General features: G+C 48.7%; 5 protein-coding genes. 1 reads left to right on the top strand and 4 read right to left on the bottom strand.

Annotated elements, in window-relative coordinates:
* On the bottom strand, positions 1–2,368 hold a 2,368-nt coding region (locus ABIE61_RS18285), incomplete at its 3' end, for a DNA methyltransferase (protein ID WP_354412192.1).
* Positions 2,369–2,607: 239 nt separating this feature from the next.
* On the opposite strand from ABIE61_RS18285, the gene ABIE61_RS18290 reads away from it, so the two are divergent.
* A complete protein-coding gene (locus ABIE61_RS18290) occupies positions 2,608–2,772 on the top strand; it encodes a hypothetical protein (RefSeq protein ID WP_354412195.1) in 165 nt (54 codons plus the stop codon).
* 12 nt (positions 2,773–2,784) lie between these two features.
* Here ABIE61_RS18290 and ABIE61_RS18295 read toward each other — a convergent pair whose 3' ends face one another.
* The 3 genes from ABIE61_RS18295 to ABIE61_RS18305 form a co-directional block, all read right to left on the bottom strand.
* Positions 2,785–3,399 (bottom strand): Fic/DOC family protein, encoded by a 615-nt coding sequence (locus ABIE61_RS18295; RefSeq protein ID WP_354412198.1) that lies wholly within the window; start codon positions 3,397–3,399, stop codon positions 2,785–2,787.
* A 23-nt stretch (positions 3,400–3,422) separates the two neighbouring features.
* Complete coding sequence (locus ABIE61_RS18300) at positions 3,423–6,308, bottom strand: SNF2-related protein (RefSeq protein WP_354412201.1); 2,886 nt, start codon at positions 6,306–6,308, stop codon at positions 3,423–3,425.
* Between the two features lie 281 nt (positions 6,309–6,589).
* The gene (locus tag ABIE61_RS18305; RefSeq protein WP_354412204.1) at positions 6,590–7,588 is read right to left on the bottom strand and encodes a DUF3987 domain-containing protein; all 999 of its coding nucleotides are present in this window, start codon (positions 7,586–7,588) and stop codon (positions 6,590–6,592) included.
* Positions 7,589–7,690 lie beyond the last annotated feature (102 nt).

Genomic DNA, 7,690 nt, shown 5'->3' on the forward strand with positions numbered 1-7,690 from the left:
TCGCTGTCGGCAAATGTAAGTTGCTGATCCATCGGTGCGTCCTCAATCGTGTGCAGCGGGCATTATCCCATGCGGCGGACTTATTCGCAGCTTCCCTAGCTCGATATTCATCAATTTCGCTACTAACTCGTAAATATCCTCTCTGCCACCTCTTTTCAATTCGAGAGCCATTCTCAAATTTAATTGGCCAAACCAGCACTTCATCATCACTTATATCTTCTAGCAGCGTATATGCCTGTGTATCATCACTCCACTCCATTTTTGGAACTCTAATACAATTATTTATATCCACAGCAATAGGGTAAAATGATTTTGGACGGTCTATTCTAAGGTCATTAGAACCAGCACGAATAAAATTCATCCATGCGTAGCGGCCCTTTGAGTCAATTAGAGGATATCGACCCTGTTTTCCTGAGCTACTTCCAATTGAGTGAGGGTTTGCAGATGATGAATCACCATAAAAAAGTGCATATTCATGGACAGGCGAAAACTTCCCTGACGTTTTTCGGCTCTGAGGGTTCGACCTAACTACAGCAACACCTACTAGTTTCTTAAATATTCTATCAGTAACAGTTTTAAGCAAAGCGTATTCAGCATCGTCAATAGCTATACTAAAGATACTTTCTTCTTTCATTAAAGACTTTGCAGCAGAAATCCTATCCTGAATAAGAGAAAGCCAGGATGAGTGCCTATATTCATTCTTATAAAGAATTGATGAACCATCTGTATTATAAGGTGGATCTATATAGATGCATTCCACTTTTTCTCTATACCGATCTTGAAGCAAATTCAAAGCTTGGTAGTTATCAGAATGCACCAGCAATCCATCACACTGCTCATCCAGATCATCTATGGTTGCAAGCAATTCAGCTTTGAAGCCCTCACTAAAGTGGCGTGTGTCCAGCATCAGAAAACGATATTTGGGCTGCTCCAGTAGCTCAGCCAATGAAAGCCGCTGACGGTCAGCCGCCAGCTGCTCCAAGTCCAGTGCATAAAGGCTTGGCCAGTCTTCGCACTGTGCCTTGTTATCCAGCACCTGCTCCAGCAGCGCTGGATGATCAGACAGGCGATCCAGCGTGATGCAATATTGAGTCTCGGTGACGAACTTCTTCTTCAGCCAGAGTTTCTTCTGAAAGTTTTCTAACTGCGCCAGGAAAGCGATGATGTTTTCACCCAGCTTGCGAATCACCTCGACCTTACTGAGCAGTGGTGCTAAACGAGCTGGGTTGTGCTTCAAGGATGCCAGATCATCCCAATCGAGCAGTTCATTTTTGATGTAGAAATCCAGCTCTCGGTTGAGGAAACCGCCAAGGTCTTTATGGATAAAGTAATCAAAGCTGTCTTTCTTGGTGTAGTTGTTCAGCTGCCCCTGGAGCATGCTGTAGTCTGCCAACTCACCATTGGCCTTCGTGTAGGGCTGTGCAAGCAGCTGGCGCCAGCTTGATGGCAGCTCACTTGCATCACTGAGCAGCCAATTGACGGCACTGGTGACCAGTACGCCTTGTACCGGCGGCTTCTTCTTGGCGGCGGCTGTGGCCTTGCTCAACTCAGCCAAGGTTGCGTTATTGGCGTTCCAGTCATCCTGAGTGGCTGCGCGGAAGACAAAACGGAGCTGCAGCTCTTCAAAGCGGTTGCCATCCTCATTCGGCTCACCCTGTATCAGCTCGAAAGGCTGTCCAGCATCCAGAATGAACACGCGCTTGCTGCTATCGCTTTCCTTATTGTTGTTCTGGGCACCCGCCTCGGCATCAACCAGTTTGAAATGCACACGCATCGGGTTGGGGTCTGATTCATTCGCCTGAGGGTTCAGTCGGAAGCTGTAATCGCGCAAAGTTTCGCTGCTTTTGATGTAGTACTGGTCCTTGTTGGCCCAGTGCAGCACCACTTCTTCACCCTGGTAAGGAATGGCGTAGGTGCCATCTTTGTAAACCCGACGGGACAGGAAGTCGCCCTCATCGTAATAACGGTTAAAGAAGGTCACGAGTGCGTCGTATACCTCACCCTCCTCACGGGCCATGTCGAAGCCGTCTTTAAGCTGAGCTTTCAGCTCTTTAACCTTCGGTGAGTCGTCCGGATTAAAACCAGCGTCCCGAGCCGCTTTTTGTGCCTGCTCCAACTCTTTCTGGAGTTCGGCCTTATCACTGCTGGTAAAGTTGGCAAAGGCCTCACGGGTAATGCGCGGCAGATCCTGATCGATAAAACGATTAATGTCGTCCTTGCGGGCATGCATGATGCGATACAGGCCAAAGTCCAGCTCTGGCTGGTTGAGCTGAAACATCTCACGCAAGAGCTCGGCAAACTTCTCCCGACGCTGGTGGGCCTTCTGCACTTGCGTGCTGTTAGAGCTGAGAGGTTGAGTGTCGGTCATGCGATTTCCTTGATGATGGCTATCTGCCGGGCTTGAGCGCTGTTACGAGCTACCTCTGTCGACCGTCTATCTAATTGGGTCGACCTACGCTTGCCGTGTTGTTGAGCAAGCCCGCAGCAAATGAAGCAAAATGGCGGTAATTCTGCGCGAAGCCAGCGTTTAATTCTAGACTCGAAGCTCCCGAATCTGCCCGGAAGTGAGTAATTTGGTATAATCAAATAATCACACAGGAGAGTTCTATGACACGCCAGCCCAAAGCCGCCAAGCGCACCATCAGCAAGGACCGGATTCGTCGATCTGTCGCCAGCTCCTGTGCCATCGAAACAGGCGAGTCTTCAAACCTGATTGAAGCCCGGCTGAAGTCTGGTGAACGCCGCTTCCCACAGCTGACACTGGCCCGCTGATCACGCACAGGTCTAGGCCTGTTGTTCCAACACATCCCTGACCAGGCACTCAATGTATTGATAGTTGCCCGCGATACCTGCTTGAATCGATTTGAAGTAAAAGTCTTTATTGTCTTCCCATAGCTGGTAATCCAGCGGCTCAAACCCCGCTTCGATCGCCATGGTATCCATCAGAAGTCGTGATAAACGTCCGTTTCCTTCCCGGAAGGGGTGGATCAGGATAAATTCCACATGGCTTTGCGCCAGGTACTGAACAACCGCCTCATCATCCATTTCGGGCAGCTCTGAAAAGCGGCTGAGGAATTCCTGTTCGAACGCGTCTATCAATCGCGGTAACTGAGCAGCAGCTGCAAAATGAAAGTCGCCCTTGCTCATGTTGACTGTACGCAGGCTACCCGCCCATTCATACAGGTTACCTAACCAGAGGTGGTGCCAGCGTTTGATATCGTCATATGTGAGGGTCTCACTGGACTCGGATAGCACAAGTTCATACAGCGCTTGCAGCAGTTCGGTTTCCGCAGCATCAATATCCTGCTTTCGGGTAAGACCCAGCCGGTTGCGCAGCACGCCTTCTTCGCCGCCCGGCTGAAAGTCCCCTTCGCTGTTGGTTACATCATATCGGCTCATGGATAACGGCTCTCGTGTTGCGCTTAGACCAGGCGCCAGCGAATGGTAAATAGCCTCTGCGTACTGCTTTTCTGGTGCATCTGCCGCTCCAGGGCATCAATCAACTCATCACGACGCGCATCAATCTGGTCTTCAACATCAAAGATCTCTTGCCGCTGTCTACGCTGTGTCCGCTCAAGCTTTCTGATCGCCTCCTGAGCGTCCTTCTGCTCTTGGATGGTATCAGCCTGCCTCGATAACTTTTTGGCCTTCTGCAGCTCTGCACGGGTGTCTTCAAGCTGCTTCTGAGCGGCTTTCATCTGATCTTCTGCCCAGGCATCCAGCTTGTCACGTTCGCGTTTGAAGTACTCATTATTTTCATCCAGCAACTTGCTCAACTTGGCATCCAGCTGGCGCTTGGCATTTTGCTCCAGTAATTCAGGAGGCACCTGCGCATCCGTTGCCAGTGCTCGCGCATTCAGCAGGAACAGGTCTGAGCATTGCTCGGTATCCAGCATCTGCCCATTGTCAGTGAGCGCAGTAAAGACCAAATGCTCTTCATTCTGAAAGCTGGATAGCTGCAGCTGGTTCAGTTCCAGCCAGCCTTCCTGACCTTTCAGAGCATCCAATGAGGATAGCTTCTTGCCAAATACAGTGAGGTTGAATTCCACCAACTGCACATGGGTATCAAGGCGCCGTCCGGTGTCCAGCACCCATTCCCCCAAGGGGTGACCCAGGCGGTATTTGTGCGCCTGCTCAACCTGCACAAGCTCTTTGTCTTTGCTGACCAACTGATATAAGCCTGCTGGCACCGAAGTACCAGCAGGCGGTGCTTGAAGGTCAAATGTCAGATTCGCGGGAGAAAACTGTGCCGCTCCATTCAGAATGTGCTGACTGAGGCTCCAGAACATGCGACTCATTTGATCAAGCTGCTGCTGGGCCTCTTCATGGCGGAGTTTCAGCTTGTCATGAATGTTGGCATCAAAGTGCTCAAACAGCTTCTCTTTGGTTTCCCCCATGCGCTTGGCGATATCGTCTTCCAGCTCCTTTTGCAGCTGGTCAAATGCAGCCTGAATTTCCGCCGGATCACGGCATTCGTTGTAGATACCAGCAATACGCTTTTCGATATCAAGACCTGACTCGATGCTGCCCAAAATATCGTCCGATGCGCCAAAGAGACCATCAAACAGTTGGAATTTTTGACCGAGCAACTCCAGAACACGCCTATCGGCTTCGTTCTTCTTGTTCAGGAAGTTGATCACCACCACATCATGCTTCTGACCGTATCGGTGACAACGACCAATCCGCTGCTCCACCCTTTGCGGGTTCCAGGGCAAATCATAATTAATCACCAAACTACAGAACTGCAGGTTCACACCCTCAGCAGCCGCTTCGGTCGCAATCAGGATTTCAGCATCTGAGCGGAAGTAATCAATGATGGCGGTACGGGCATCAACAGCCCGGCTACCCGTCACACGATCAGTCCCCCTGTGCTCCTCCAGCCAACGCTGATAAATGGCATTGGTGCCAGGAGAGTTGTTGCTGCCGCTAAACAGGGCTACTTTTCCGGCATAGCCATGACGTTCCAGATGGCTGGCCAGGTATTCCTGTGTGCGACAAGACTCTGTGAAGATCACCGCCTTTCGTTCAGCCCCGCGATCCGCCATGCGCTCAAAGCCATGGTCAAGGGCGGTTAACAAAGCTGCAGACTTGGCATCCTCATGGATTCTGCCAGCTAGCTCACGATATTGCTCAAGCTCTGCTATTTCACCGCGAAGGCGGTCAAGGTCCAGAGTAACGTCAGGAATGGGATCGTTGTAATCGGCTGACTCCTCTGCCGCTTCCAGCAATTCATCATCAAAATCGTCATCTAGCATCCCGTCTGGCCAGAGAGCATCATTCGCAGCCGTGAGCTGCCCCTTCTCTTCCAGCTTACGCAGTCGCTTTAGCAAGCTATCCAGAGTCTTGCGCACTGCCGCCGTTGAAGAAGCCAGCAGCTTGCGCACCACCAAAGTCACCAGGTGACGCTGTTGTGCTGGCACACCGTAGCTATCAATCCGTTGAAGGTATGCCGACACAAGATAGTAGAGCCTCAGTTCATCCTCTGATGGCTCGAATTCGTAGGTATAAGCCTTGCGCTCGGTATAGGGGACATACTCCAACACCTGCTTGCGCAGTGTCCGATGCACAAACTCATCCAGGCGCTTTTTCAAGCTGGCAAGACTGCTGTCACTGCGCATGAACTGCTGGCGGAAGCTCGTTTTATCACCAAACAGGTTTTCGTCAATAATGGTCGATAAGCCATACAGCTCCAGCAGAGTGTTCTGCAGGGGTGTCGCCGTCAGCAGCAGCTTTTTGCAACCGGCGAAGGTCTCTCGAATACAGTTGCCAATGACGTTGCTGTCCTGATGGGCATTACGCAGCTTGTGCGCTTCATCGATCACCACCAAGTCCCAAGGCGTCTGCCGCAGTTGACGTTCCATGCGCTTGGCAAACTGGTAGGAGAAAATCGAAATAACCGACCGATCAAAAGGGTCAGGAGTACCATCGTTACGTAGCTGCCGCCAAGTTTTGCTGTCGAGTACCTGGGTCGGCAGGTGAAACTTTTCGGCTAACTCGTTAGCCCACTGCTTACGCAGCGCGGCTGGACAGATCACGACAATCCGCCGCTTGCGCTCAGCCCATAGCTGGGCCATTACCAGTGACGCTTCTATCGTTTTACCCAGGCCCACTTCATCAGCCAACACAACACCTTTGACCAAGGGGTTCTGCAGCGCAAATAACGCAGCATCGATCTGGTGCGGGTTCAAGTCAACCGAGGCATCGAACAGGGAACTGCTCAAGCGACCAACATCACCCCCTCGGCGCTGGCGCGTGAGCTCAAACGCAAAGTATTTGGCATGGTAATCCGTGATCGGCGACGACTGCATGACGATTCCCTTTGTTCAGAACAGTTGGTGATCATTCTGGCTTAAGTCAGCAGCGAGGGCAAAGCGATCGATCTGAAGGATAAAGACATTTTGAGCTTGCCCAGCAGCAGTGGACACCCTCCTGTTTCGGGGAGTCCAGAAGTGCAGCCTTGGGCAGAGAGCTTTGGGCATCGTTATTGCAATGGTGATTCTGCCACTGGAATTCTTATTTCTACTTCTGACACGGCATTAACCTTCTCCATCATCACGAAAGATATAGCCAGTTTAATGCTACAAATTTTTCAGACATCATACTGATTACAGATTATATAAAAACATTTTGGATATCGGTTCTCATTAGTTCCATTGTGGACAGGAGTAAGGCCTTTTCCATTCTCGGATTCTTTTTTCTTTGGCGAACCATAATATTGCTGGTCAAATCTTGGTAAATTTCTAACAAAAATAGATTTACCATTCTCTAGATCAACTTTACCGCTCTCATGATTTATAATAGTCTCACTAAATAAAAAGCCTCTTCTTTGTAAAGAACCATTATCATCTTTTATTTTAACATGGCCTATCTTACAAAGGATCCCAATAACCTCTTCGAATTTTTTCTTATTTCTCAATACAGAAGGACCTTTTTGTGAGACATCAGCCCAATTGAACTCCAATGACTTACCGATTCTAATTATATCTGAATTTTGGCTGTCCGCACATTGATAAACATCTTTATCTTTATCTTTATCTTTATCTTTATCTTCATCTTCATCAATTCTACGAAACAAATACCTCACAAGAATTTCTGAATTAGTGACAACTTCAGGAACATCAGCCAAGTAGTTAAGAAAATAGTAAGAACTGACGAGTACAATTTCTATAGCATACTCAAGCGTACGACTATCGATATCCTCATCACCTCCTTTCTCAAAGTATGAAATCAATCCCGCGATTCGACTTGCATTGTCCATTAACTTAGATGCATGATCTTTGTAATATTCATAAACACATCCTTTACCCATTTGAGACTCAACATTTCTGTAGAAATCATTCCATTTTTCACTTGCATTTTCAGTGAATTTTAAGCATATTTTCTCATTAGTTGCATGCTTATCATAAAAAATCGAATTTTTCTGAATATTATTATAAATATTAACATTAAAAGCTTCAGACCTTGGAAGATTTGAAGCTTTCTTTGAAATCCGCTTACCCGCCATTCCTTCAGGTTTAACTACAAGCATTCTTGCTAAAAAACCATTCCCTCTTGCTTCATCACCACGCTTATCCATGAACCGGTTTATAACTGATCCCGCTCTGTCACCCTAGTTGTCCAATAGGCGGTTTCGCCTAAATTTACCTCGGAGTGGGCCAAAAGGATTGCTATGCCGCGCTACTCAGACGAA

The sequence above is a fragment of the Marinobacterium sp. MBR-111 genome (genome assembly GCF_040547585.1).
Classification (GTDB): Bacteria; Pseudomonadota; Gammaproteobacteria; order Pseudomonadales; family Balneatricaceae; genus Marinobacterium; species Marinobacterium iners.